The sequence below is a fragment of the Aestuariivirga litoralis genome (assembly GCF_003234965.1).
In the GTDB taxonomy this organism is placed as follows: domain Bacteria; phylum Pseudomonadota; class Alphaproteobacteria; order Rhizobiales; family Aestuariivirgaceae; genus Aestuariivirga; species Aestuariivirga litoralis.
The window spans coordinates 82,322-107,523 of sequence record NZ_QKVK01000010.1 but is presented as its reverse complement, the minus strand read 5'-3'; the positions used below and the strand labels follow the sequence as shown (position 1 = coordinate 107,523).

General features: G+C 66.7%; 26 protein-coding genes. 14 read left to right on the top strand and 12 right to left on the bottom strand.

Features of this window, described 5'->3' with window-relative positions:
- Positions 1-144 precede the first annotated feature (144 nt).
- The 5 genes from tmpA (at position 145) to murI (ending at position 4,904) form a co-directional block, all read left to right on the top strand.
- Positions 145-1,287: a 2-trimethylaminoethylphosphonate dioxygenase gene (tmpA, locus tag DK847_RS18450; protein WP_111200017.1), complete on the top strand. Its 1,143-nt coding sequence runs from the start codon at positions 145-147 to the stop codon at positions 1,285-1,287.
- Positions 1,284-1,880, top strand: coding sequence for a (R)-1-hydroxy-2-trimethylaminoethylphosphonate oxygenase (tmpB, locus tag DK847_RS18445; protein WP_111200016.1), 597 nt, complete (start codon positions 1,284-1,286; stop codon positions 1,878-1,880). The genes tmpA and tmpB overlap by 4 nt, the downstream gene beginning before the upstream one ends.
- 112 nt (positions 1,881-1,992) lie before the next feature.
- Positions 1,993-3,234: an MFS transporter gene (locus DK847_RS18440; RefSeq protein WP_111200015.1), complete on the top strand. Its 1,242-nt coding sequence runs from the start codon at positions 1,993-1,995 to the stop codon at positions 3,232-3,234.
- 21 nt (positions 3,235-3,255) lie between these two features.
- Positions 3,256-4,089 (top strand): RNA methyltransferase, encoded by an 834-nt coding sequence (locus tag DK847_RS18435; RefSeq protein WP_111200014.1) that lies wholly within the window; start codon positions 3,256-3,258, stop codon positions 4,087-4,089.
- A complete protein-coding gene (gene murI, locus DK847_RS18430) occupies positions 4,086-4,904 on the top strand; it encodes a glutamate racemase (protein ID WP_111200013.1) in 819 nt (272 codons plus the stop codon). Before DK847_RS18435 ends, murI begins: the two co-directional genes overlap by 4 nt.
- A 169-nt stretch (positions 4,905-5,073) precedes the next feature.
- Here the strand turns inward: murI and DK847_RS18425 are convergent, their stop codons facing one another.
- On the bottom strand, positions 5,074-5,907 hold the full coding sequence (locus DK847_RS18425) for a carbohydrate ABC transporter permease (protein WP_111200012.1): 834 nt from the start codon (positions 5,905-5,907) through the stop codon (positions 5,074-5,076).
- 329 nt (positions 5,908-6,236) lie between these two features.
- Here DK847_RS18425 and rpsD point away from each other — a divergent pair, with 329 nt between their 5' ends.
- The 3 genes from rpsD to DK847_RS18410 all read left to right on the top strand — a co-directional run bounded on the left by rpsD (position 6,237) and on the right by DK847_RS18410 (position 7,758).
- The gene (gene rpsD, locus DK847_RS18420) at positions 6,237-6,854 is read left to right on the top strand and encodes a 30S ribosomal protein S4 (protein WP_111200011.1); all 618 of its coding nucleotides are present in this window, start codon (positions 6,237-6,239) and stop codon (positions 6,852-6,854) included.
- Between the two features lie 87 nt (positions 6,855-6,941).
- Positions 6,942-7,469 carry a hypothetical protein gene (locus DK847_RS18415; protein WP_111200010.1) on the top strand — a complete coding sequence of 176 codons (528 nt, stop codon included), beginning with the start codon at positions 6,942-6,944 and terminating at the stop codon, positions 7,467-7,469.
- A gap of 67 nt (positions 7,470-7,536) precedes the next feature.
- Positions 7,537-7,758 carry a hypothetical protein gene (locus DK847_RS18410; protein ID WP_111200009.1) on the top strand — a complete coding sequence of 74 codons (222 nt, stop codon included), beginning with the start codon at positions 7,537-7,539 and terminating at the stop codon, positions 7,756-7,758.
- A gap of 46 nt (positions 7,759-7,804) precedes the next feature.
- Here the strand turns inward: DK847_RS18410 and DK847_RS18405 are convergent, their stop codons facing one another.
- The gene (locus DK847_RS18405) at positions 7,805-8,602 is read right to left on the bottom strand and encodes a phosphocholine cytidylyltransferase family protein (RefSeq protein WP_111200008.1); all 798 of its coding nucleotides are present in this window, start codon (positions 8,600-8,602) and stop codon (positions 7,805-7,807) included.
- A 71-nt stretch (positions 8,603-8,673) separates the two neighbouring features.
- On the opposite strand from DK847_RS18405, the gene DK847_RS18400 reads away from it, so the two are divergent.
- The 6 genes from DK847_RS18400 to DK847_RS18375 all read left to right on the top strand — a co-directional run bounded on the left by DK847_RS18400 (position 8,674) and on the right by DK847_RS18375 (position 15,717).
- Complete coding sequence (locus DK847_RS18400; protein WP_146256187.1) at positions 8,674-9,411, top strand: CDP-alcohol phosphatidyltransferase family protein; 738 nt, start codon at positions 8,674-8,676, stop codon at positions 9,409-9,411.
- Between the two features lie 126 nt (positions 9,412-9,537).
- Positions 9,538-9,834, top strand: coding sequence for a hypothetical protein (locus DK847_RS18395; RefSeq protein ID WP_111200007.1), 297 nt, complete (start codon positions 9,538-9,540; stop codon positions 9,832-9,834).
- A 100-nt stretch (positions 9,835-9,934) separates the two neighbouring features.
- Positions 9,935-10,855 carry a heme-dependent oxidative N-demethylase family protein gene (locus DK847_RS18390; protein WP_111200006.1) on the top strand — a complete coding sequence of 307 codons (921 nt, stop codon included), beginning with the start codon at positions 9,935-9,937 and terminating at the stop codon, positions 10,853-10,855.
- 82 nt (positions 10,856-10,937) lie between these two features.
- Entirely contained in the window at positions 10,938-11,687 is a 750-nt protein-coding gene (otsB, locus tag DK847_RS18385; protein ID WP_111200005.1) for a trehalose-phosphatase, read from the top strand.
- Positions 11,684-13,480, top strand: a complete 1,797-nt coding sequence (locus tag DK847_RS18380; protein ID WP_245414673.1) for a glycoside hydrolase family 15 protein — start codon at positions 11,684-11,686, stop codon at positions 13,478-13,480. The genes otsB and DK847_RS18380 overlap by 4 nt, the downstream gene beginning before the upstream one ends.
- A complete protein-coding gene (locus DK847_RS18375) occupies positions 13,480-15,717 on the top strand; it encodes an alpha,alpha-trehalose-phosphate synthase (UDP-forming) (protein WP_425358701.1) in 2,238 nt (745 codons plus the stop codon). Before DK847_RS18380 ends, DK847_RS18375 begins: the two co-directional genes overlap by 1 nt.
- On the opposite strand, the gene DK847_RS18370 is transcribed toward DK847_RS18375, so the two are convergent.
- The 10 genes from DK847_RS18370 to purQ all read right to left on the bottom strand — a co-directional run bounded on the left by DK847_RS18370 (position 15,714) and on the right by purQ (position 25,202).
- On the bottom strand, positions 15,714-15,983 hold the full coding sequence (locus tag DK847_RS18370; RefSeq protein ID WP_111200004.1) for an usg protein: 270 nt from the start codon (positions 15,981-15,983) through the stop codon (positions 15,714-15,716). The genes DK847_RS18375 and DK847_RS18370 overlap by 4 nt on opposite strands.
- Before the next feature lie 128 nt (positions 15,984-16,111).
- A complete protein-coding gene (locus tag DK847_RS18365) occupies positions 16,112-16,480 on the bottom strand; it encodes a hypothetical protein (RefSeq protein WP_111200003.1) in 369 nt (122 codons plus the stop codon).
- Positions 16,480-17,718, bottom strand: coding sequence for an MFS transporter (locus DK847_RS18360; RefSeq protein WP_111200002.1), 1,239 nt, complete (start codon positions 17,716-17,718; stop codon positions 16,480-16,482). Before DK847_RS18360 ends, DK847_RS18365 begins: the two co-directional genes overlap by 1 nt.
- Complete coding sequence (locus tag DK847_RS18355; RefSeq protein WP_111200001.1) at positions 17,715-19,541, bottom strand: DMT family transporter; 1,827 nt, start codon at positions 19,539-19,541, stop codon at positions 17,715-17,717. The genes DK847_RS18360 and DK847_RS18355 overlap by 4 nt, the downstream gene beginning before the upstream one ends.
- A gap of 3 nt (positions 19,542-19,544) precedes the next feature.
- The gene (locus DK847_RS18350) at positions 19,545-20,441 is read right to left on the bottom strand and encodes a DMT family transporter (RefSeq protein WP_161957372.1); all 897 of its coding nucleotides are present in this window, start codon (positions 20,439-20,441) and stop codon (positions 19,545-19,547) included.
- 201 nt (positions 20,442-20,642) lie between these two features.
- Complete coding sequence (gene grxD, locus DK847_RS18345) at positions 20,643-20,963, bottom strand: Grx4 family monothiol glutaredoxin (RefSeq protein ID WP_111199999.1); 321 nt, start codon at positions 20,961-20,963, stop codon at positions 20,643-20,645.
- Positions 20,964-21,078: 115 nt separating this feature from the next.
- On the bottom strand, positions 21,079-21,312 hold the full coding sequence (locus DK847_RS18340; RefSeq protein ID WP_111199998.1) for a BolA family protein: 234 nt from the start codon (positions 21,310-21,312) through the stop codon (positions 21,079-21,081).
- Between the two features lie 13 nt (positions 21,313-21,325).
- Positions 21,326-23,518 carry a phosphoribosylformylglycinamidine synthase subunit PurL gene (gene purL, locus DK847_RS18335; protein WP_111199997.1) on the bottom strand — a complete coding sequence of 731 codons (2,193 nt, stop codon included), beginning with the start codon at positions 23,516-23,518 and terminating at the stop codon, positions 21,326-21,328.
- A gap of 170 nt (positions 23,519-23,688) precedes the next feature.
- Positions 23,689-24,240, bottom strand: coding sequence for an NADPH-dependent FMN reductase (locus DK847_RS18325; protein WP_111199995.1), 552 nt, complete (start codon positions 24,238-24,240; stop codon positions 23,689-23,691).
- A 299-nt stretch (positions 24,241-24,539) separates the two neighbouring features.
- Positions 24,540-25,202, bottom strand: a complete 663-nt coding sequence (gene purQ / locus DK847_RS18320) for a phosphoribosylformylglycinamidine synthase subunit PurQ (protein ID WP_111199994.1) — start codon at positions 25,200-25,202, stop codon at positions 24,540-24,542.

Genomic DNA, 25,202 nt, shown 5'->3' with positions numbered 1-25,202 from the left:
CACCGCCTATAGCAGCCAGAGGGGGGAGCGGCAAATCAGACTGTAGGCGGAGGCGTCATGGCACCGTCACGGTTTAAGGGCTTGAAATCATGCGGGCGGGCGGTCCAGTCTGGTGCCGCTGGCAGGGCTTCGGGAGGGGGTTTCATGCAGGTTTCAGAGCCGAAACTGATCGACGGGGGGGCCGCCGTCGAGCTGACGCTGGGGGGCGAGCGCCACCGATTCCATGCCCTGTGGCTCAGGGACAATGCCCGGGACGAGAAGACGAGGAGCCCGGGCAATGGCCAGCGGCTGATCACCATCCTCGACATCCCAGGGGATACGAAGATCGCCGAGGCCAAGGCTGCGGGTGGCACCCTGTCGCTCCGCTTCGAGCCGGAGGGGCGGGTGATCGACTATGACGGAGGCTGGCTCGCCCGGAATGCCTATGACCGGAACGCGGCGCGCGAGCCCGGCTGGACGCCGGAGGAGGTCAAGCGCTGGGATTCACGGCTCCTCAACCATGTGCCGGTCGAGAGCTGGACCGAGGTCACGACGGACCGCAAGGCGCTGGGCCGCTGGCTTGCCGCCGTGCGCCGCTATGGCTTCGCGGTGATGACGGACACGCCCACCGAGCCCGGCACACTGTGCCAGGTGGCGGAGCTCTTCGGCTATGTGCGCGAGACCAATTACGGCCGCTGGTTCGAGGTGAGGGCGGAGGTGAACCCCAACAACCTCGCCTACACGAATCTCGGGTTGCAGGCCCACACCGACAATCCCTATCGCGACCCGGTGCCGACGCTGCAGATCCTCGCCTGCCTCGAGAACTCGGTCGAGGGCGGCGACTCGATCGTGGTCGACGGCTTCAGGGTGGTGGAGCGGCTGAAGGCGGAGAACCCGAAGGGCTTCGCGCTGCTCTCGGGCCACGCGGCGCGCTTTGCCTATGAGGGCTCGGCGGGTGTGCGGCTTCGTTCCAAGCGCCCGATGATCGAGCTGGGGCCGGATGGCGAGCTGGTCGCGGTGCGCTTCAACAACCGCTCGCTGGCAGCCGCCACCGACATTCCCTATGACGACATGGCGGATTACTACGCGGCCTACCGCCGCTTCGCGGAACTGATCGAGGACCCGGCGATGGAGGTCACCTTCAAGCTGAAGCCTGGCGAACTCTTCATCGTCGACAACACCCGCGTGCTGCATGCGCGCAAGAGCTTCTCCGGCACCGGCAAGCGCTGGCTCCAGGGCTGCTACGCCGACAAGGACGGACTCTATTCGACGCTCTCGGCCATCGAGGAAGAAGGACTGCTGCAATGACCGCGCCCCAGACTGCGCCGAAGCTCGACCGCTCCAACATCGTGGAGTTCATCGCCGACATCTTCGAGCGGCGCGGGGCGGAGTCCTATCTGGGCGAGAAGGTCTCCATGTCCGAGCACATGCTGCAGGGTGCATTGCTGGCCGAGAAGGAGGGCGCTTCGGAGGAACTGGTGGCTGCGGCGCTGCTGCATGACATTGGCCACTACACCTCCGAATTCGGCCCCATGTCGCTGGGTGACGAACGCGACAATTACCATGAGGAGTCGGGTGCCAAGGTGCTGGCACCGTTCTTTCCCGCAGTGATCTCCGAATGCGTGAGGCTTCACGTGCCGGCCAAGCGCTATCTCTGCGCCACGGACAAGGGATATTACGACCGCCTGTCAGAAGCCTCGAAGCACACGCTGATGCTGCAGGGCGGTCCGATGAGCGCGGAAGAGGTGGCAGCGTTCGAGAGCAACCCCTTCCACAGGGAGGCCGTGCGGGTGCGGATCTGGGACGACGAGGGCAAGACGCCCGGCGTGAAGACCCCGGAGTTCCGCCACTACGTGCCGCTGCTCAAGCGCGTGGTGGACCGGCAGGGCAGGGCTGCCTGACAATGTACTTGACCATGAATGTCCGTCATCCCGGCGAAAGCCGGGACCCCGCTTCCTTCCTGCGCCAAAGCGGGGCCCCGGCTTTCGCCGGGGTGACGGGCCCACACGGCGCATGACCTCCTTCCGCGCTGCCTCGCCCGAGACCAACGCCCTCCTGCACCCGAAATTCGTCCTCTACCTGATCGCCATCGGCTGCACCTCCTTCGCGGTGCAGATCATGTCCGTCTCGGTGGGCTGGGAAATCTACGACATCACGCGGGACCCGCTCTATCTCGGCTATGTCGGCCTGGTGCAGTTCCTGCCGCCCCTGCTGCTCGTGCTGGTGACCGGCCTCGCGGCGGACCGCTTCAACCGTCGGCTGATCATGGCCGGCTGCCTGACGCTCGAGGCGCTCTGCGCGCTGGGGCTGCTGCTGTTCACCCTCTCGCATCCGACAAACGTGACGCCGGTCTTCGGCATCCTCGCCGTGCTCGGCGTGGCGCGGGCCTTCATGAACCCTGCCTCCGACGCGCTCGCCCCCAACCTCGTGCCGAAGGAAGCGATCGCCCATGCGATCTCGCTCACCACCATGATCTGGCAGACCGCCAACATCGCGGGGCCGGTGGCAGGGGGGCTGCTTTACGGGCTTGCGGGCGAGGTGGCCTATGGCGTGGCGCTGGCGCTGGTGGCGACCGCCGTCACGCTCATCATCGCCATGGGCGGTGTGCCGCAGCAGCGCGAGACAGACAAGGAGGAGACGACACTCGGTTCGCTCTTCGCCGGCTTCCATTTCATCCGCCGCGAGCGGCTGGTGCTAGGTGCCATCTCGCTCGACCTCTTCGCTGTGCTGCTGGGTGGTGCGGTGGCGCTGCTCCCCGTCTATGCGCGTGACATCCTGGAGGTAGGCCCCTGGGGGCTGGGGCTGCTGCGCGCCGCACCCGGCGTGGGGGCGGTGGCGATGGCGCTCTACCTCGCGCGCTATGGCATCAAGGACCATGCCGGGCGCATCCTCTTCGTCTTCGTGGCACTGTTCGGCTTCTTCACCATGGTGTTCGGGCTGTCGACCTCGGTGCCGCTGTCGATCGGGGCGCTCGTCCTGATGGGGGCCTCGGACATGGTGAGCGTCTATATCCGTGAGACGCTGCTGCAGCTCTGGACGCCGGACGAGGTGAGGGGCCGGGTCAATGCCGTGAACCGCGTGTTCATCGGCGCCTCCAACGAGCTGGGCGAGTTCCGTGCCGGAACGGTCGCCCGGCTGATCGGGGCGGTTGCAGCCGTTTCGCTGGGAGGAGCCGGTACCATGGGGGTGGCCTTCTTCTGGTCGCGCTGGTTCCCGGAACTGCGCACCGCGCGGCGGCTGGACGGGACGGGCTGAGGCCGCTATTCCAGCCCCATCATGGCTGGAACCGACAAGACCAAGAATCAGACGCTGGGGCCTGCGCCCGTGGCGGTGCTGGTGAACCCGCAGCTGGGCGAGAACATCGGCACGGCGGCGCGCGCCATGGCCAATTTCGGCCTGCACGAGCTGCGCCTCATGGACCCGCGCGACGGCTGGCCCAACGAGAAGGCGCTGACCTCTTCCTCCGGCGCCAACTGGATCATCGAGAACGCCACCGTCCACGACACGCTGGACGATTGCCTGAAGGACGTGAGCTACGTCTATGCCACCACCGCCAGGCCGCGCGGCATGATCAAGGAGGTGATCACGCCGGAGCAGGCGGGTGCCGACATGCGGGCCCGTGTCGCCCGCGGCGAGCGCGTGGCGATCCTCTTCGGGCGCGAGCGCACCGGGCTCAACAACGACGAGATCTCCAAGGCCGACGTGATCGTCACCGCACCGGTCAACCCCGCCTTCGCCTCCATCAACATCGCGCAGGCGGTGCTGCTGATGGGTTACGAATGGTACAAGGACCAGGCGGAGAGCCTGGGCCAGAAGACGCCGGAACTCCCCGCCCTCGAAGGCCCGGGACTGCAGACGCCCGACACGCGGCCAGCCACCAAGGAGGAGCTCTATGGTTTCTTCGACCACCTCGAGCGCGAGCTCGACATCGCGGGCTTCTTCAAGACCGAGGACAAGAAGCCGGGCATGATGCGCAACATCCGCAACCTGTTCGGCCGCGCGGAACTGACCGAGCAGGAGGTGCGCTCGCTGCGCGGCATCATCTCCTCTCTCACCCGCGCGCACGAGAAGCGGAAGGAACTGCGCGAGAAGGAAAGGAACGAGGGATGAGCCAGGCGCGCGTCCTGCTGTTCGACAGCGGCATGGGCGGGCTCACCGTGGCGCGCTCGGTGCGGCACGAACTGCCCTTCGCGCATCTCGTCTACTCGGCCGATAATGCCGCTTTCCCCTATGGCGCGTGGGAGGAGCAGGCGCTGGTCCAGCGCATCCTCTTCGTGATGGGCAAGCTCATCGAGCGGGTGGAACCCGACATCGTGGTGATCGCCTGCAACACGGCGTCCACCATCGCGCTCGCGCAGCTGCGGGAAAAATTCAAGGTGCCCTTCGTCGGCACCGTTCCGGCGATCAAGCCCGCCGCGGCGCAGTCCAAGTCGCATATCATCGGCGTGCTGGCGACGCCGGGCACCGTGCGGCGAGAATATACCCACACGCTGATCCACGATTTCGCCTCGCATTGCCATGTGACGCTTCACGGCGCGCCGAAGCTTGCCGAGATTGCCGAGCGCAAGCTGAAGGGCGTTCCGGTGGACCTCGACGAACTGAAGGCCGAGGTTGCGCCGGTTTTCGTCGAAGAGGGGGGAAAGCGCACCGACGTCGTGGTGCTGGGCTGCACGCACTATCCGCTGCTTGCCGACGAGCTGGCCAAGGTGGAGCCCTGGGTGGTGCGCTACATCGACCCGGCACCCGCCATCGCCCGGCGCGTGGCGGATGTGCTGAAGGACGTGGTGCCGAAGGAGCCGACGAAGCCGGTTCCGCCGCATAATTCCGTGCTGCTGACCTCGACGCGCGAGGCCGCCGCGGACGCGCTGCCGGCCTATGCCAAGATGAGTTTCCACCTGCCGGAATTCCTGGACCTGAAGGTCTAGTCCGGGAAAAAAGTCCTTGACAGCGCGCGCTCGATGTGGTATGTTTCGGCATACTCGATAAGTGGGCCTTTACAGACATCATCATCGCCGGGCTTGTCCCGGCGATTCTTTTTCTGGCGGCGGCAAAGGATGCCGGGGCGAGCCCGGGCATGATGAAGCTGTGAGGGTGTCACCCCTTGGCCAGCCCCATCGTCAGCCCACGGACGAGGTGGCGCTGGACGAGGAGGACGAAGAGGAAGGCGGGGAGGATCGACGCGGTGGAGAGGGCCGCGGTGAAGCCCCAGGTCTGGGTGACGACGAGGCTCAGCTGGATGGGAAGCAGGCGGATGGTGCTGGTGAGGAACAGCGCCATGAGGAATTCGGTCCAGGAGAAGATGAAGCAGAGGACGGCCGTGGCGGCGATGCCGGACCTCACGAGCGGCGCATAGATGCGGGTGAAGCACTGGAGGCGGGTGGCGCCGTCGATGGTGGCGGCTTCGCCCACCTCGCGCGGCACGTCGTCGAAGAAGGATTTGAGCAGCAGCACGGCGAAGGGGAGGTTGACGGCGGCATGGGCGAGGATGACGCCCACCCGCGTGTCGCGCAGGCCTGCCTGCGTGTAGGTGAAGACGAGCGGCACCAGCACGGCGATGGGCGGCAGGATGCGGTGGAAGAGCACCCAGAGGAACATGGCGCGCTTCCGGGTGAAGTGGATGAGCGACAGGGCGAAGGCGGCGGGCAGGGCGGCGGCCAGCGTCAGGAGGGTGGCGCCGGTGGCCACCAGGATGGTGTCGAGGATCGCCTGGCGGGAGGTGAAGAAGGCGGGTCCTTCGCCTCCGAGCGTCACGCGGTAGTTGTCGAAGGTGGGGGTGAAGTCGAACCAGGTGACGCTGAAATTCTCGAACACGGCATGGGCCGGCTTGATGGAATTGAGGCCCCACCAGAACAGCGGGAACATGAAGAGGGCAACCGTGGCGATGGCGGCGAGGTCGCGGAGATGGCGGGGGAGGGGGGAATAAGGCATGGAGGTGACATGTTATCAGAGGGGGCCTGTCCTCCCAACTGGCGTCACCCCGGCGAAGGCCGGGGTCCCGCTTTGGGCGGCAACCACATGGAAAGAAAGCGGGATCCCGGCCTTCGCCGGGATGGCGGCAATAGGGGTGGCGACGGCACACGGGGTGGGAATGCTCGGAAATGGCCCGATTTGACACCGCCCGCCGCTTCCCCTATATGCGCCGCAGCACGGAGCTTTCGGGCTCCGTGTTTGCTTGCCCGTGCCCCCTTGGGGGCTGTCGGCCGGGAGACCGGTGCCAGGAGGGTGGGTTCTCACACAACGTCACTTGGAGACCGTAAATGACGAAGCGCGCAAACGCGAAATACAAGATCGATCGCCGCATGGGCGAGAACATCTGGGGCCGCCCGAAGAGCCCCGTCAACAAGCGTGAATATGGCCCCGGCCAGCACGGCCAGCGCCGCAAGGGCAAGATGTCGGACTTCGGCACCCAGCTGAAGGCCAAGCAGAAGCTCAAGGGCTATTATGCCAACCTCTCGGAGCGCCAGTTCCGCAAGACCTATGACGAGGCGATCCGCCTGACGGGCGACTCGTCCGAGAATCTCATCGGCCTGCTCGAGCGCCGCCTCGACATGGTGGTCTATCGCTCGAAGTTCGTGCCGACCATCTTCGCCGCCCGCCAGTTCGTGTCCCACGGCCACGTGAAAGTCAACGGCAAGCGCGTCACCATCGCGTCGATCCGGCTCCGCGCCGGCGACACCATCGAGCTCACCGACAAGGCCAAGGGCCTTGCCACCGTGCTCGAGGCCGTGCAGCTCGCCGAGCGTGACACGCCGGACTACATCGAAGTCGACCACAAGGGCATGACCGCACGCCTGGTGCGCATCCCCGCTCTCTCGGACGTTCCCTATCCCGTCCAGATGCAGCCGAACCTGGTCGTCGAATACTACTCGCGCTAAGGGCTCCGGCCGTCAGCGAACGAACGCGAGGGCCCTGCCGCCGGCAGGGCCCTTTTTCTTTGGCAGGACCACGAGGGAGGCAACGCAATGGCGGCCAGCCGGCAACCCGGACACGAGAGCCTCAAGCAGAAGGCTTTCGAGGAGATGAAGAAATACGCGGCCCTCACGGCCTATCTGTGGGTGCTGTTCTTCCTGCTCGGCATGTATCGCAGGCTGTTGCTGAAGGAGAACGGCATCGACCCGTGGACGCAGAGCTATGCGATCGTCAACGCGCTGGTCTTCGCCAAGGTGATGCTGCTTGGCGAGATCATCGACCTCGGCGCCTGGCTGCGCAAGCGCGTCTTCGTATGGGTGGTGCTGGGGCGCACGGCGCTGTTCACGGCACTGCTGATGGCTTTCCACGTGGTGGAGGAGGCCGTCCGTGCACTGATCAAGGGTGAGGCCGTGGCAAGCAGCATGCTGCACCTCGGCGGCGGCAGCTGGACGGGTGTCCTGGTCTATGCGGGGCTGCTGTTCGTGATGCTGCTGCCGCTCATCACCTTCCGGGAAATCTCCTTCGTGCTGGGCAAGGGCGTGCTGTGGGGAATCATGACGCGGCGCGAGACGAAAAGCTGAAGACGGCGGGGGTGTTGCATTCGGCGGCAAACGGGGGCTCACTGTGGGCAGGCGCCAGGGAGAGCGGATGCCGCAGACGATGCCCTTCATCGCGATGATCGCGGCCCTTCCGGGCCTGGCCTTCTTGCTGGGGGCAGGGCTGATGGCGGCGGGCTTCCTTGCCGCCATCGCGGGCTTCTTCATGGCCATGATGAACACCCAGCAGAAGTTCGAACAGTCCTCGCTGGTCTTCGTTCTGGGCATCGTGGCGCTGGTGGTGGGCGCCTGGCTGATGCGGCTCGCCCCGTGACGGCAGGGGCGATGGCCGGCCACATCCGGCCGCGCTCCCGGCAGCTTTACGCCTTGGCGGCGGCCGACGGTGCCCTGGCGTGACGCCGGATGACCTCCAGCGGCTCGAGGCGCGGGAAGAACAGGCTGCGCGCGCGCTCCAGCATGCGCTGGTCGTCGACCTCGCACCACACGAGGTCAGGCAGGTGCAGGGCGCCCATGGGGCAATCCGGCAGCTGCTCCACCAGGCAATCCTCGTAGAAGGACATGGGCTCGGACTTAACCCGGGCCGGTGCGGCGGCGCGGATGCGGGCGGCGAGGTCGCGGCCGATCTTGAGGATGCCGACATGCTCGCCGAGCGGCGGATCTGCCTCGTCGGAAAGCCGCTTGGAGAGACGGCGCACCGCCGGCAGGGGCAGGCCCGGCCGGCGGTCTGCCCAGCTGTAATACTCATCGCCTGAATCGGTGGTGCCGGAGACGAGGGCGGCATTGTCCATCGGGGCCGCCAGCAGGGCCTCGAGGCCGCGGCGCTCATAGGCAATGTCGGAATCGAGGAGCAGGAAGGGTTCATCCACGGCGTCGAGCGCCACGGCGAGGCTCACCAGCGAGCCATTGTCGGCATAGCGCGGATTGAACCGCGTGGCGAGGAAGCCGCCCGAGGACTGCGCCAGCGCATCATAGAAGTCGGCGCAGTGGCCGGTGACGATGATGGCACGGGAGATGCCGCAGGACCTGAGGATCAGCAGCGACCGCTCGACCAGGGTGACGCCCTGGCAGGGAATGAAGCCCTTGGGCCGCTCGCGGAAGTCATCGCCCAGGCGCATGCCGCGGCCGGCGGCGAGAATGACCGCGGTGGAAACTGCCATGGTAAAATTCCTTGTGACTGTGTAGAGGTGCCGGAGATGATGCGGAGCACATATCAGGAGTCAGGCGCGACATGAAGGCCGTGTCACTGGCGTCGATCATAAGCGACTATCGCGCCCACAAGATGGCGGAGGAACTGACCAGCGACTGGGGTTCGGTGGTGTTCTACCGCTACCCCGCCTTCGTGCTGACCTGGGCCGTGGCGCCGCTCGGCGTGACGCCCAACCAGCTGACGATGGCCGGCGCCCTTCTGGTGCCGCTCATCGCGCTTGCCGCCTGGCTTCTGCCGGTGGGCTGGGCGATGGCGGTGATCACCGTGCTGGCGCTGGCCTTCAACGTGCTCGATTGTGCCGATGGCTCGCTGGCCCGCGCCACGGGGCGGAGTTCGCTGCTTGGGCGCTACCTCGATTTCGCGGTGGATGTCCTCTACCGCAACACCGCCTATGCCGCCTATGGGCTGATCGCCGACCGGATCTGGCCCGGCGCCGCCATTCCATGGCTGACAGTCGGCCTGTGCTGCGGATTGCTGGTCACCTATGCCCGGCTCAACCGGGTCTATGCCGAGAAGCTGTTCCCGCCGCGACAGGCGGCATCGGGGCCCGTACGGCGTAGCGCCTTCGACAGGGTGTTCAGCATTCTCTCCGGCATCGATACACTGCTGCCGCTGGTGGCGCTGATCGCCTGGGCGGCGGGGCTGCTGTGGGTGGCCATGATCTGGTTCCTGTTCTACACGCTGGGCGACGCGCTGGTTGAACTCGCCGGCAACCTGCAGCGGGCGCGCGAGATCGACGACACCACGCCCCGCGCCTGAGCAAATTCAATCATAAGTTGTTTCTCGTGCCGTCTAATCGATTGCGCATGAGCGACAACCTGTAGATGTTTCGCGATGCGGGCCCGCCGCTGGGGCGAGTCGTCGCGAAGCAATGGGGGACGGGTCATGGATATCGTAAGCTTGATCGTTCAGCTGATTGCCGGTGCCGTGGGCGGCAATCTGGCGGGCAAGGCAAATGCGAAGTTCGACATGGGCGGGGCCGCCAACTCGATCTTCGGCGCCATTGGCGGCGTGGTGCTGGGCCAGATCGTCGAGCGGGTGACGGGTGGCGCGGTGACGGCCGACCAGGCCGCTGCGGCCACGCAGGGGATGGACATCGCCGGCATCATCTCCAGCCTGGTGGGCGGCGGCGCCGGCGGCGCCGTCCTGTCGGCCGTCATCGGCGCGCTGAAGAACCGCTGATCGACCACGGCTTTGCATGAGGGCCGCCGGTTCTTGCCGGTGGCCTTTCCTGTGACCAGGGCGGCTTGGCAGGGGCAGAACCGCAGGCGATACTCCGGCCATGAGCATGGCCCCCCGTCACCGCCCCTTCCTCACCGCGGGTGCAGCCTTCGAGATCGGGCTGAAGCCGATGGAGATGGCGCAGTGGCTGGATGTGGGGCCGGACCATGCGGTGTTCATGGCCGCCAAGCGGGCGCGCCTTTCAGGCTGTCCGCCACTCTATTACCGCACGCTGGAGCGCTCACGCCCGGCGCAGGTCGAGTTGCTGCGCCTGGTGGCGGCAAACCTTCTTGCCCACCACGCCGATGCCTTCGCCGGCAGCGAGGCCCTGCTGCAGGACCTGATCGACGGCAGCAGCCATGACCTGACCTCGCCGCAGCGCGAGCCGCTCGCCAGCCTTGGCGACATGGTGGAAGAGGATTTCGTGCTGTTCGGGCACGAGGCGGGCGGTGACGTCGTGATCGCCGCCTCCAATGCCTACACGAGTTCCGGCCGCATCGTGTCCTGCGTCGGGCGCGACATGCGCTTCGCCCATGAGCCGGTGCCGCGCCTCAACGAGGAACTGGGCGCGCGCATCGACCGGGTGATCGGCAATGTGCAGGCGGGAAAGCCCGTGGTGCGCTTCAACTGGTTCGTGACGCCCATTGCCAGCCGGCTGTTTCCCGAGGCTTCGCATCATGCCAACGTGGCGGCCGGTGAAGCCGTGGCGCGGGACCTCGCGGCTGACCATGGCCAGGCTGGCGAGCTTCTGTGGTTGCGCGTCGAGCGCCAGACCTTCCTGCGCCTGCCGGAGACGGGTGCGCTGGCCTTCGGCATCCACACCTATTCCGACCCGCTGTCGTCGATTGCCGCCGAGCGCGACAGCCTGCTGGCGCTGCAACGCCTGCTCGAGAGCTACAGCGAGGCGCGCCTTGCCTATGGCGGCATGCTGGCGACGCGCCGGCCGATCCTGCGCTGGATCGCGGAGCGGTTGTCTGCCTGACGGCCTGTGGTTGAGCGGGCTGCGAACGGAACCTTTCACCCGGTAACGGCGTTGCCACCCCCGCAGCTTTCGAACAGGGGTGATGACGACACGACTCTTGAGGGCCCTGCCGCCCCCGCCGCATGAATTGCTCGCCGGTGCGAGCCTGTTTCTCGACCTCGACGGCACGCTGGTGGACATCGCCGCGCGGCCTGATGCCGTGCAGGTCGACCAGCGCCTGCTGGACCTTCTGGCAAGGCTCTCGACGATGCTCGGCCGCCGCCTGGTCGTGGTGAGCGGCAGGCCGGCTGCCGAGGTTCAGGCCTTCCTGCGCGGCACGGGCGTGGCCGTTGTGGGCAGCCATGGTGCCGAACTGGAGGGCCATGCGTTGCAGCAGGCCGCCCCCGCGCCACCAGACGACATGATGCGCAGCCTTGCCACCTTCGCCACCACACATCCGGGCGTGCTGATCGAGACCAAGCCTTTCGGCATCGCCATTCATTATCGCCTCGCCCCGCAGGCCGGCCTGGCGGCGCATGCGCTGGCGCAGCACGTCGCGGCGCTGCACGGCTTCGCGCTGCAGCCTGGCAAGCAGGTGATCGAGATCAAGTATCACCGCATCACCAAGGGCGACGCGGTGCGACGCCTGATGGCGGTTGCGCCGATGCAAGCGGGGCGGCCGCTGTTCATCGGCGATGACGAGACCGATGAAGCGGGCTTCGCCGCCGCCGCGGCGCTGGGTGGCGACGGCATCCTCGTCGGGCCGCCGCGCGCGACGCAGGCGCATTTCGGCCTCGCCGGCGTGGCGGCGGCGCTGGCATGGCTGGAGGATGCGATGGGGTGCCTGACATGATGCCGGCGCTGGACCTGTGGCTGATCGGCAATTGCCAGGTGAGCGCGCTCATCGACCGCGCCGGGGCCATGGTGTGGGCCTGCGTGCCGCGCGTCGATGGCGACCCGCTGTTCTCCGCCCTGCTGGGGCGGGGGCAGCGAGAGGGTTCAGAGGCCCGTGGCATCTGGTCGATCGAACTCGAAGGCTGCGCCAGCGTGCGCCAGGCCTATCGCCGCAACACGCCGATCCTCGTCAGCACCTTCGACGACGGGGCAGGCAATGCCATGGAGGTGATCGACTTCTGCCCGCGGCGGCAGCGCCTCGACAGGGTCTATCGCCCAACCGCCTTCGCCCGGATCGTGCGGCCGCTGGCGGGCGCGCCGCGCATCCGCGTCAGGCTCAGGCCCACCTTCGACTATGGCGCGGCGCAGGCGGCGCGCACCTTCGGCTCCAACCACATCCGCTATGTGCTCGATGATGCGAGCTACCGGCTGACAACCGATGCACCGGTGTCCTTCATCGGCGAGGAACTGGCCTTCCGGCTGGAACGGCCGCTGCATTTCTTCCTCGGCCCCGACGAGTCCTTCGCGGGGTCCATCTCCTCGGGGCTGGAGGAGATGCTGGAGGACACGGCGTCCGAATGGCAGCTCTGGGCACGCGGGCTGGCAACGCCCCCTGACTGGCAGGATGCGGTGATCCGCGCCGCGATTTCGCTGAAGCTCTGCCAGCATGAGGAGACCGGCGCCATCGTGGCCGCCATCACCACCTCGATCCCCGAGCATGAGGGCTCCGAGCGCAACTGGGACTATCGCTACTGCTGGATCCGCGATGCCTATTACACCGTGCAGGCGCTGAACCGCCTGGGCGCGCTGGACGTGCTGGAGGGCTATCTCGGCTTCCTCCGCAACGTCGTCAACGTGGCGGGCGGCGGGCACGTGCAGCCGCTCTACAGCGTGCTGGGCGAGCCGCGCGTGGCCGAGCGCGTGGCGGCGGGGCTTTCCGGCTATCGTGGCATCGGGCCGGTGCGCGTGGGCAACCAGGCCCATGAGCAGGTGCAGAACGACGTCTATGGCCAGATCGTGCTGTCCAACGTGCAGGCCTTCTTCGACAGCCGGCTGCTGCGCATGTCGGGGCTCGCCGATTTCCAGGCGCTGGAACGGGTGGGCGAGCGCGCCTGGGAGGTGCATGACCAGCCCGACGCGGGACTGTGGGAGTTCCGCACCATCAGCGCCGTCCATACCTATTCCGCCGCCATGTGCTGGGCCGCCTGCGACCGGCTGGCGCGGGCCGCCGAGGTGCTGGGCCTGACGCCGCGGCGCGATCTGTGGGTGGAACGCGCGCGCCACATCAGGACGATGATCGAGCAGGGCGCCTGGCGGGCGGAGGCCGGCACCATGTCGGCAACGATCACCGGCGACCAGCTCGACGCCAGCCTGATCCAGCTTCTCGACCTGCGCTTCTTCGCGCCCGCGGACGAGCGCTTCCAGGGCACGCTGCGGGCGGTGGAAGCAGCACTGCGGCGCGGCCCCTACATGCTGCGCTACGCGACGGAGGACGACTTCGGCATTCCGCGCACCGCCTTCAACTTCTGCACCTTCTGGCTGATCGAGGCGCTGCACATCATGGGGCGCCAGCAGGAGGCGCGCGCCCTGTTCGAGGAGATGCTGTCACGCCGCACGGCGGCCGGCCTGCTGTCCGAGGACATCGACCCGGAGAGCGGCGAATTGTGGGGCAACTATCCGCAGACCTATTCGCTGGCGGGCCTCATCAACTGCGCGCTGCTGCTGAGCAGGCCCTGGAGTGCGGTGCGATGATGAGGCGCCTGCTCGACCTGCCGCTGCGGCTGGGCCCTGCCATCTTCGCCATGCTGGCGCTGGTGGTGCTGCTGGCGCTGACGCTGCTGGCCATCCCACCCTCGAGGCTCCTGATGGAGCAATGGGCCAATGCCGACGTGCTGTCACGCTCGCGGCTGATCTTCGGATCGGTGCAGGGGCCGGTGCGGCGTGCGCTGGCCGATGGCGACGACGAGCGGCTGGCCAGCATCCTCGCCGGCGTGGCGGAGGATGACCGCGTGCTGGCGGTGGGCCTGTGCGACGCGGGCGGCACCATGCGCGGCGCCACCAGCATGATGCCGCCGGACTTCTCGTGCGACAGCGCGGCGCGCTCCGAGGCGGAGAGCTTCTCCCACATCGTGCAGGACGGGCGGCACGTGTTCGTCGCCACCTTCCCGGTTTCCACGCCGGCGGGCAATGCCTATCTGGCGGTGCTGAACGACCTGTCCTACATCGCCGAGCGGACGTGGCAGATCCAGATCTATGTGGTGGCCACGCTGCTGGGCTTCGGGCTGGTGATCGGCGGGGCGGGCGCGGTGCTGATCTTCTATCTGCTGAAGCGCTGGGCGGAGTCGCTGCGCCAGGCGGTGGAGAATGCGCGGCGCGGCAAGCGCCTGCCGGCAGGCCGCGACATGTCCGGCATCGAGCGCCAGATCGCGCTGCTGTTCAAGGAGATCGAGGCGACGCGCGGACGCTCGGAGACGGCGGAGGTGAAGTGGTCGCCGCAGTCGCTGCATGACCTGCTGGCCACCACGCTTCCCGATGCGGAGATCATCATCGTCTCCAACCGCGAGCCCTATATCCACAACCGCAGGAACGGCGCCATCGAACTGCAGACCCCGGCGAGCGGCCTCGTCTCGGCGCTGGAACCGGTGATGCGCGCCTGCGGCGGCACATGGATCGCGCATGGCAGCGGCAGCGCCGACCGCGACATGGTGGACGCCCAGGACCGCCTCGCCGTGCCGCCGTCCGACCCCGCCTACCGGTTGCGTCGCGTGTGGGTGAGCGAGGAGGAGCAGAACGGCTATTACTATGGCCTCGCCAATGAGGGGCTCTGGCCGCTGTGCCACATCGCCTTCGTGCGCCCGGCCTTCCGCGAGGAGGACTGGCGCTTCTACCGCACCATCAACCAGCGCTTCGCCGATGCGGTGGCGGCGGAGGCCACCACGCCGGACCCCATCGTGCTGGTGCAGGACTATCACTTCGCGCTGGCGCCGCGGATGATCCGCAAGCTGCTGCCGGAGGCGACGATCATCACCTTCTGGCACATTCCATGGCCCAATGCCGAGACCTTCGGCATCTGCCCGTGGAAGGAGGAGATCCTCGACGGGCTTCTGGGCAGCAGCATCATCGGCTTCCACACGCAGTTCCACTGCAACAATTTCTTCGACACGGTGGACCGCTTCATCGAGAGCCGCATCGACCGCGAGACCGCGGCGGTGACGCTCGCCGGGCACGAGACCCTGATCCGCCCCTATCCCATCTCCATCGAGTGGCCGCCCGCGGCACTGAAGGGGCAGCTGCCGGTCGAGGCCTGCCGCAGGGCGGTGCGCGAGCGCTTCGGGCTGGCGCCCAGCGCCTGCATCGCGGTGGGCATCGAGCGCTTCGACTATACCAAGGGCATCCTCGACCGCATGCACTCGATCGACGTGCTGCTGACGCTTCATCCGGAATGGCGCGGGCGCTTCACCTTCATCCAGGTCGCCGCCCCGACGCGCAGCAAGCTGGCGAGCTACAGCAGGCTGCAGGACGAGGCCCTCGCGCTGGCCGATGAGATCAATGCGCGCCATGGCCAGGACGGGCACCAGCCCATCCGCCTGGTGGTGCGCCACCATGAGCCGCCGGAGGTGTTCGAACTGTTCCGCGCCGCCGATCTGTGCATCGTCAGCAGCCTGCATGACGGCATGAACCTGGTGGCCAAGGAATTCGTGGCGGCACGCGACGACGAGCAGGGCGTGCTCATCCTCTCCACCTTCGCCGGTGCCTCGCGCGAACTGACCGAGGCGCTGATCGTCAACCCCTACGACGCGCGGTCGATGGCCGAGGCGCTGAACGCCGCGCTGCTGATGCCGGCGGACGAGCAGCAGGAGCGCATGCACCTGATGCGCCAGCAGGTGCGCGAGCAGAACGTCTATCGCTGGGCCGGGCGCATGCTGCTCGACGCGGCGCGCATAAGGCAGCGCCGGCGCGTGCTGGCGCTGGCGGGATCGGCCCTCTAGTGCAGCTTCCACTCCGCGCCGACGTGGCGCAGCTCCACCGGGCCGACGATCCCGGCATGGGCCACGCGCACCTGCGCCAGCGGACCTTCCAGGTTATGCGACCAGAAATCGAGGAACTTGATGAGGCGGGGGAATTTCGGGGCGAGGTCGTAGTCCTGCCAGATATAGGTCTGCAGCAGGTTCTGGAAATCCGGCAGGCGGTACATGATTTCCGCGGTGGTGAGGCTCCAGCCCTGCAGCTGACGTTCGAAGTCCCGGTCGCCCATGTCGTTCCTCCTCGGCAGTTGAGACTCGGCCATGCTGCCAAAGCGGGATTGTCCGCGTCAAGAAGACGCTTCGCATTTGCGAATGAAATCAATATCTTGGCAGCCTCTCTCCGAGAGTGCTGCCAAGGCTACTGGGCGAGGCTCGCGACCTTGGCATCGGCGAAGGCGAAGCAGCCCGCGATCACCGGGCTCACCGGGAGTTCGCGATAGGCGCCGAGAGCGCCCTCGCGCGTGAGCCTGCCGGCAAGGCCCGGTTCGTCACCAGCCACCACCCAGACGAAGGGCAGGCCGCTCTGCTTGACGATGCGCGCATTGGCACGCGCCAGCGCCGAAAAGGCCTCGTCCTGTGGCGTACCTGGCTCGAACACTGCGAGCATAGGGCCACTGGCCTCTGGCGGCAGTGCCGCGTGGCGCATCACCACTGCCATGCCGATGAGCCAGATGGCGATGACGCCTGCAAACAGCGCCAGCGCCAGCCGGTGGCCGGTGAGAGTCATCACGCGGTTGCAAAGCGCGGCGCGCGCTGCTCGCGGATCGGCAGGTTGACGATGAAGGCGAAGACGCCCAGCGCCACGCTCAGCCACCACACGATGTCGTAGGAGCCGAACTGGTCATAGAGCCGGCCTGCCAGCCAGACGCCGAGGAAGGACCCGACCTGGTGGCTGACGAAGACGAAGCCATAGAGCGTTGCCATGTAGCGCGTGCCGAACATGACGGTGACGAGGCCCATGGTCAGCGGCACGGTGGAGAGCCAGAGCAGGCCCATGGAGCAGGTGAACAGCAGCGTCGTCACCGGCGTCACCGGCAGCAGCACGAAGCCCGCGGTGATGGCGGCGCGGATCAGGTAGATGAAGGCCAGCGGCACGTGCTTCTCGCCGCGCCCGCCGATGATGCCGGAGACATAGGAGCCCACCACGTTGAACAGCCCGATCAAACCCATGGCGATGCCGGCAAACTCCTTCGAGATGCCGTGCTCGGCCAGATAGGCCGGCATGTGCACGGTGATGAAGGCGAGCTGGAAGCCGCAGACGAAGAAGCCAGAGACCAGCAGGATGTAGGAGCGGTGCCCGAAGGCCAGCCCGATCGCCGCTTTCATGGTGAGGTCCGCCTCGCCCGGTGTGGGGCGGCTGCCCGAGGTGTTCTGCTTCAGAAGCGGCGCGGCGAAGAGGATGATGAGCAGCGACAGGCAGGCGAGGATGACGAGCGCCTGCTGCCAGCCATAGGCCGACACCAGCATGGCGCCCAGCGGCGCGAAGATGAACTGGCCGAGCGAGCCTGACGCCGTGGCGATGCCGAAGGCCCAGCTCCTGCGGTCCGGCGGCACGATGCGGCCCAGGGCCGCCATGACGATCGAGAAGGACGAGAAGGCGATGCCGATGCCAACCAGCACGCCGCCGCCCAGGTTGAACATCGAGGCGGAGGAGGTCCAGGCCATCATCAGCATGCCGAGGCAGTAGATGACGGCACCGGCCATCAGCACGCGGGCCGAGCCATAGCGGTCCGCCAGCATGCCGGCGACGGGGGTGGCGATGCCCCAGACCAGGTTCTGCATCGCCATGGCGAAGGAGAAGATCTCGCGCGGCCAGCCATGCGCCTCCGATACCGGCACGGTGAAGAAGCCGAAGGTCGAACGCACGCCGAAATTGACGATGGCCACCAGGCAGCCCGCGACGATCATCGCGGTGATGGTGTGGTACCAGGGGATGTGGGTTTCGGCGCGGGCTTCGGTGCTCATGCGGGGTCCATAACGGGCTCGCGCCGCGTGCTCAATCGCGTTTTGCTGATGGGTGCAGCAGCTTTCCTGATGAGTGGCCCGAACTGCGCGATGGCAACCCCGAGGATGATCAGCGCGCCACCCAGCACCAGCGGCCAGGTCAGGTGCTCGCCCAGCAGCAGGATGCCGCCGATCGCCGCCACCACAGGCTGCACGTAGAGGAAAACCCCGGCGATCGAACTGTCCATCGACCCCAGCGCATAGTTCCACGCCGAGGTGGCGAGGAAGGTGCCGAAGACCACGACGAAGCCGACCGCAGCCCATGCGGTGAGGTTCATCGCGGCGAGCGTCTGGGGAAAGTCCAGGGAGACGAAGAACGGCATGGGCAGCGCCGAGATCGCCATGGCGAGGCAGGCCACGGGGAGTGCGCCATATTTGTTGGAGGCCGGGCGGATCACCACCGTGTAGATGCCCCAGCCCATGGTCGAGAGCGTCACCAGCACCAGCCCGAACAGCGAGACATCGCCGGAGGGGGCGATGGTCGAGCCCAGCATCAGCGCTGCCGTGCCGAGCATCGAGACGAAGATGCCGCCGATCAGCCAGGGGGTCAGCCGGTCGCCCGCGAAGACGACGGCGAAGAGCGCGATCCACACGGGTTCGAGCCCGAAGATCAGCCCGGTCCAGCTCGCCGGCACCGACTGCATGCCGAAGGCGGCGAGGATCTGGTAGCCGAGATTGCCGGCAAGTGCCGCGATGGCGATGCGGCCCCAGTCGCGCCATGCGATCTGGCGCACACCGGTGAACAGGCAGACGATGATGGCGAGAAGGCCCGCGGGATAGAGCCTGAGCACCATGGCGGCCTGCGGGTTGAGCTCGGTGATGAGATAGCGCATGGCCACCGGGATCAGCCCCCACATGGTGACGGCGAAGAGCACTGCCGCCAGGGCGGCGAGGCCGCCGCCCAGCGTGAGCCTGCCGCCGAACTGCGCGATGGCCACACCCGCCATGATCAGCGCGCCGCCAATGATCATGCCGCCCGTCACCGTCTCGCCCAGCATCAGGGCACCCGCCGCAACGCCGATGGGCGGCACCAGATAGAGGAAGGCGCCCGCCGCTGCCGCGGGAAGCCGCGCCGCACCATAGTTCCATGTCACCATGGTCAGCGCGGTGACGAAGACCACGAGATAGGCCATCTCCGCCCAGTTGCGCGGCGTCATGCCGGCCAGCGTGGCAAGGGTCGAGGGCCGCCCGAGCAGCAGCACGAGGGCGATGGAGGTGATGACCACCGACATGGCCGTGACCGGCAGCGAGCCATATTTCTGCGACAGGGGCTTGCTCACCACCGCATAGATCGCCCAGCAGGTGCCGGAGACGAAGATCATGGCACAGCCGGTGAGGAACTGCGTGGCATCACCCGTGACGCCGAGGTCGTTCCACACCAGGAACACGATGCCGGCAAAGCCGGTGAAGAGGCCGACGATCACCGCAGGCGTGAGCTTCTCGCTGGCGGCGATGATGCCGACGAGCGCGATGAGCAGCGGTTGCGTGCCGATGATCAGGCTGCCGGTTCCGGCATTGATGCGCTCGAAGCCGAAGGCGGAGCCCAGATTGTAGCCGGTGAAGCCGACCAGCGAGACGAAGATCATGCGCGGCCAGTCGGCCTTCGCGATGCGCCAGCCCCGCGTGGCGATGAGCACGCCGGTGAACAGCAGGCCCACCAGCGCATAGCGGATGGCGAGATGGTCGGCAGGCCCCAGCGCCAGCGACAGCGAGCGGAAGAACACGGGGCTCACGCCCCACACGAGCATGGTGAAGAGGAGTGCCAGGATGGCGCGGATGTCCATCGCCTAGCGCCTCGCCACCAGCGCAGGGCCGAACTGCGCCGCGGCGACACCCGCCAGCATGAGAAGACCGCCCGCCACCACATAGACCGTCACCGCCTCGCCCAGCATAAGCGCTCCTGCCACCACCGCGACGACGGGGATGAGATAGAGGAAGGTTCCGGCGGCGGTGCTGGAGAGGTGCTTCGAGCCATAGTTCCACAGCATGGTGCCGCCGAGCCCGGTGACCAGCACGAGATAGGCGACCTCCGCCCATTGCCGCAGGCTGAGGCTGGCGAAGAGGGCAGGGAGCGGCTGGCTCGCCGCGCCGATCATGATGGGGGCCGCGATCAGCATGGTGATGGCGGTGACGGTGAAGCTGTCATGCTTCGCCAGCAGCGGCTTGGTGGCGATGGTGTAGATGGCCCAGCCGATGCAGCACAGGAAGAGATAGAAGATGCCGAGCGGCGAGACGCTGCTGGGCGCCTCGGCGCGGAGGTCGGGCCAGAACAGCACCGCGGCCCCGGCAATCGCCATGGCGACGCCGAGCAGCACCCAGCGCGTCATCTTCTCGCCCAGCAGGGTGGCGGCGAGGATGGCGATCATCAAGGGCTCGATCATGGTCACCAGCGTGCCCACCCCGGCGGGAACGAGCTCGAAACCGGCATTCACGAACCAGTTGTAGCCCGCCATGCCGGCGATGCCGGCCACGAGGAAGCGCGGCCAGTCGGCCCGCGGAATGCGCCAGGTGCCGAGCCAGGCCAGCACGGTGACGTTGATCAGGCTGAGGCAGAGATAGCGCACCGCCAGCGAATTCTCGTGGCTGAGGGCCAGCGCCAGCGTGCGCATGAACACCGACGAGCAGCCCCAGAACAGCATGGCGGCAACGAGGGCGAGAATGGCGCGGGTCTTGATGCTGTTCATGCGGAATCCCAGGGAAACCCATGGGTGCATGAAGATCGGGCAGCGGTCAATCAGCGAGGCATGCGATGGGCGGGGGCCTGCCGGTACCTTAGGTCTCCCATCATGCCCGGGCCGTCCCGGGCATCCTCTTCGATGTCCGCAAAAAAAGATCGCCGGGACGAGCCCGGCGATGATGCGGTGTGGGGTATGGCAGGATCGGGCTTACGCCACGCCCTTGTCGGCCATCAGCTGCTTCAGCTCGCCCGACTGGAACATCTCCATCATGATGTCCGAGCCGCCGACGAACTCGCCCTTGACGTAGAGCTGCGGGATGGTGGGCCAGTTTGTGTAGTCCTTGATGCCCTGGCGGAGTTCCGCCGAGTCGAGCACGTTGATGCCCTTGAAGGGGACACCGAGGTGCTGGAGGATCTGCACCGAACGGCCGGAGAAGCCGCACATCGGCATGTCCGGCGTGCCCTTCATGAACAGCACGACGTCGTTGGACTTCACTTCGTTGTCGATCTCTTTGGCGATGTCGGTCATTGGTCTCTACCCTTTCATTCCGTCATCCCGGCGAAGGCCGGGATCCAGCTTTCTTTCTTCGGCCCCTGAAGCTGGATCCCGGCCTTCGCCGGGATGACGGCTCCAAGGGAAATACTCATTCCGGCGCGCTCGTCTGCAGCGCCAGCGCATGGAGTTCACCGCCCATGCGGCCCTTGAGGGCGGCATAGACCATCTGGTGCTGCTGGACGCGCGACTTGCCCTTGAAGGCGGCGGAGACGACGTTGGCGGCATAATGGTCGCCATCGCCCGCAAGATCGCGGATGGTGACGGTGGCATCGGGCAGCGCCTCCTTGATGAAGCGCTCGATGTCGGTGGCGGACATGCCCATGGACGAGTTCCCCCTAAAGCTCGCCCGACATGTAGGCCGGGAACCAGCCTTCATGGGCGACGCGCAAATCGGCCACAGATATAGAGGGGCCGGCTTCGATCTTCAATGTAGCCGCGGATGTGACGGTTCCGACCTGCACCACCGCGACCCCGGCCTTGGCGGCCTCCGCCAGCAGCACGGCAGCATTGTTGGGCGAGGTGGTGACGACATAGCGCGCCTGGTCCTCGCCGAAGAGCTGTTCGTGGGTGAGCGCCGAGAGGCTGGCGCCCAGCCCCGAGGCCATCGCCATCTCGATCACCGCGAGGCCGAGCCCGCCGTCGGAGACGTCATGCACGGCGGTGAGCTGGCCAGTGCGGATGATCTGGCGGACGAAGTCGCCGTTCTTCTTTTCCAGTGCGAGGTCGACCGGCGGCGGCGCGCCCTCTTCCTTGCCCAGCACTTCGCGGAGATAGACCGACTGGCCGAGGTGGCTGCCATGGCCGCCGACGAGCAGGATCACGTCATCGGCGTGCTTGAAGGCGATGGTGGCCATGGTGTCGACGTCGGGGATGAGACCGATGCCGCCGATCGCCGGGGTCGGCAGGATGCCCTGGCCATTGGTCTCGTTGTAGAGCGAGACATTGCCCGAGACGATGGGGAAGGCGAGCATGTTGCAGGCCTCCGACAGGCCTTTGATGGCGTGCACGAACTGGCCCATGATCTCCGGCCGCTCGGGGTTGCCGAAGTTCAGGTTGTCGGTGATGGCGATCGGATCGGCGCCCACGGCGGTGAGGTTGCGCCAGCATTCGGCCACGGCCTGCTTGCCGCCCTCGAACGGATCGGCCTCGACATAGCGCGGCGTCACATCGGTCGAGACCGCGATGGCCTTCTTGCCGCGAATGCGGACGACACCGGCATCGCCGCCGGGGATCTGCGCGGTGTTGGAGCCGATCAGGCTGTCATACTGCTCCCACACCCAGCGCCTGGAGCACATGTCGGGCGAGCCGACGATCTTGAGGATGGCGGCCTTCAGGTCATTGGGCGCCGGCACGTCCTTCAGCACCGGCAGCTTCTTCGGCGGCACCCAGGGGCGGTCATATTCCGGCGCCTCGTCGCCCATCTGCTTGATGGGCAGGTCGGCCATCACCTGGCCCTTGTGCTTGATGACGAAGCGCAGCGTGTCGGTGGTCTTGCCGACGATGGCGAAGTCGAGGCCCCATTTGTGGAAGATGGCTTCCGCCTGTTTCTCCTTGGCGGGGTCGAGCACCATGAGCATGCGCTCCTGGCTTTCCGACAGCATCATCTCATAGGCCGTCATGCCCGCCTCGCGGCAGGGCACCTTGTCGAGATCGAGCTCGATGCCGAGATCGCCCTTCGCCCCCATCTCGACGGCGGAGGACGTGAGGCCAGCGGCACCCATGTCCTGGATGGCGATGACGGCGCCGGACGCCATCAGTTCGAGGCAGGCCTCGAGCAGGCACTTCTCGGTGAAGGGATCGCCGACCTGCACGGTGGGGCGCTTCTCCTCCGCCTTGTCGTCGAATTCGGCCGACGCCATGGTGGCGCCGTGGATGCCGTCACGCCCCGTCTTGGCGCCGAGATAGACGACGGGCAGGCCGACGCCCTTGGCCTTCGAGTAGAAAATGGAATCGGCGCGCGCCAAGCCCACCGCCATGGCGTTGACGAGGATGTTGCCATTGTAGCGCGGGTGGAAGTTCACCTCGCCGCCGATGGTCGGCACGCCGAAGGAATTGCCGTAGCCGCCGATGCCGTGGACGACGCCCGAGACGAGGTGGCGCGTCTTGGGGTGTGCGGGCTCACCGAAGCGCAGCGCGTTCATCGCCGCGATGGGGCGGGCCCCCATGGTGAAGACGTCACGCAGGATGCCGCCGACACCCGTCGCCGCGCCCTGGTAGGGCTCGATGAAGGAGGGGTGGTTGTGGCTCTCCATCTTGAACACGATGGCATCGCCGTCGCCGATGTCGATGACGCCGGCATTCTCGCCCGGGCCCTGGATGACCTTCGGTCCCTTGGTGGGCATGGTCTTCAGCCATTTCTTGGACGACTTGTAGGAACAGTGCTCGTTCCACATGGCGGAGCAGATGCCGAGCTCGGTCAGCGTGGGCTCGCGGCCGAGCAGCTTCACGAAGCGCTCGTATTCGTCCGGCTTCAGGCCGTGGCTCTTGACGAGGTCCGGGGTGATCTTGGTGTCATTGGCGAGGGTCATGGGCAGGGGCTTTAGCGCGGGGGCGGGCGAATCTCAAATGCACATTGCGCGGAGTTATGCCCCGATTTTCATCATCGCCGGGCTAGTCCCGGCGATCCTCTTCGGGGCGGCGGGAAAGGATGGCCGGGACACGCCCGGCCATGATGACGGTGGGGGCGGGGCGTAGGGCGTCACCCCTTCACCTTCCCGATCCAGCTTTCGAAGGCCTTCAGGAAGCCCTCCAGGAACCCCTTGGTCTCCGGCTTCACGAAGCCGCCCTTGCCGTCGAGCAGCGTCTGGACCTGCGCGACATAGGCCTCGGGCTGCTGCAGCGTGGGCATGTTGAGGAAGACCAGCGACTGGCGCAGGTGGTGGTTGGCGCCGAAGCCCGAGAGCACGCCCTGCGAGATCGAGATCACCGCCGCGGGCTTGCCGTTCCAGGAGGACTTGCCATAGGGGCGCGAACCCCAGTCGATGGCGTTCTTGAGGACGCCGGGCACCGAGCGGTTGTATTCCGGCGTGGCGAAGAGCACGGCGTCGGAGCCCTCGATCGCCTGCTTGAAGGCGGTGACGCTGGCCGGCGGACTGGCCTCGAAATCCGAGTTGAACAGGGGGAGATCACCGATCTCGACGATGGTGAGCTTCAGGCCCGCGGGGGCGATTCCCTTCAGCGCCTCCACCAGATGGCGGGTGAGGGACTCCTTGCGGAGGCTGCCGATGAGGACGGCGACGTTATGGGGCATGGTGGTCTCCTGTCTGTAACTGAATAGATTACAGATAAGGATGCGGAAGGGTTCCGGGGAGGCATGGGGTGATCACGAGTTCGTGAACGGAGAGCGCCTTCCCTCGTTCCGTCACCCCAGCGAAAGCTGGGGCCCAGCTTCCTTTCTGGAGGCTCAGGGAGCAGCGTAGAGCGGGATTATGGAAGTGTCCGCTAGGGGCATACCTGAAGGTCGCTCAAAGCGAAAAGCAATCGTTACGAACCCCACCAAAGCTGGGCCCCAGCTTTCGCTGGGGTGACAGAGCAGGGGGCAGGCGGCCCTTACGCCGCCAGCAGGCTCTCGAACAGCGGGCGGCAATCGGTCCGGCCGTGCAGCGGCTCGATCATGTTCTCGGGATGCGGCATCATGCCGATCACCGTGCCGGACTCGTTCATGATCCCGGCGATGTCGTTCAAGGCCCCGTTCGGATTGGTGTTTTCGGCGTAGCGGAAGACCACGCGGTTGTCGCCTTCGAGGCGCTTCAGCGTCTCGGGATCGCAGATGTAGTTGCCCTCGCCATGGGCCACGGGGCAGGAGACGATGGTGCCCCTCGCCACCTTGTTGGTGAAGAAGGTCTGGTTGTTCTCGACCTTCAGCTTCACCTGGCGGCAGACGAAGCGCAGGTCCTTGTTGCGCACGAGGACACCCGGCAGGAGGCCCGCTTCGGTGATGATCTGGAAGCCGTTGCAGACGCCAAGAACCTTGAGTCCTTTCAAGGCTTTGGCGCGAATGTCTTGCATGATGGGTGAACGCGCGGCGATGGCCCCGCAGCGCAGGTAGTCGCCATAGGAGAAGCCGCCGGGGACCACGACCAGATCGACCTTCGGGAGCTCCGTCTCGGTATGCCAGACGGAGACGGGCCTGGACCCCGTGACGCTCTCGAGCGCCAGCATCATGTCACGCTCGCGGTTGATGCCGGGGAAGACGACTACGGCGGATTTCAT